Here is an 892-nt window from a genome sequence, read left to right on the forward strand (position 1 = left end):
GCAATGTCTAGGTGTGCCCATGTGTATTTTTTGGCGAATTTAGACAAGAAGCAAGCGGCTGTGATACTGCCAGCGCCTTTTCCTCCAATATTTTGCATGTCGGCAAATGGGCTGTCTAATTGCTTATGGTATTCATCCCAGATTGGCAGTTGCCAAGCTTTATCATTTGCTTCTTGGCCACACTGTAATAGCGTTTCAGCGAACTCATCATTATTGCTCATTACGGCGCTAGTAGAGTGGCCAAGTGCAATAATGCATGCGCCCGTCAGCGTCGCAATATCAATAACTGATTTGGGTTTGAATTTCTCAACGTAGGTGAGTGCATCACAAAGAACGAGTCGTCCTTCTGCGTCCGTATTAAGAATTTCAACAGTTTGACCTGATGCGGTTGTAACGATATCTCCCGGTTTTGATGCGTTGCCCGCAGGCATATTCTCTGCAGCGGCGATTACGCCGATAATATTCTTTTTTGGAGCAAGTTCGGCTATTGCGCGCATTGTACCGAGCACGCTGGCTGCGCCGCACATGTCATACTTCATCTCGTCCATTGCTGGGCCAGGTTTTAAGCTGATACCGCCCGTATCGAACGTAATGCCTTTACCAACCAGTACGTGAGGCGCAGATTTAGCTGCGCCGCCTTTGTATTCTAAAACAATCAGCTTTCCTGGCTCAGTACTGCCTTTGCTCACCGATAAGAAAGCACCCATATTGAGCTTTTCCATGTCTTTTTCTTCAAGAACTTTGCAGGACAAAGAGTTGAATTCTTTCGCCATTTCTTTTGCAACTTTTGCGAGGTAGCTTGGTGTCGCGACATTTCCGGGCTCATTTCCTAGGTCACGTGTGAGCGCCATACCAATTGATTTGGCTTGAGAATAACTAAGGGCTTTTTTGA

General features: G+C 46.4%; 1 protein-coding gene. It reads right to left on the bottom strand.

Annotated elements, in window-relative coordinates; genetic code table 11:
- Positions 1-892, bottom strand: an 892-nt coding sequence (locus A3738_RS08670) for a leucyl aminopeptidase (protein ID WP_068763528.1), incomplete at both ends; no start/stop codon positions are given.

Source organism: Oleiphilus sp. HI0066, assembly GCF_001635725.1.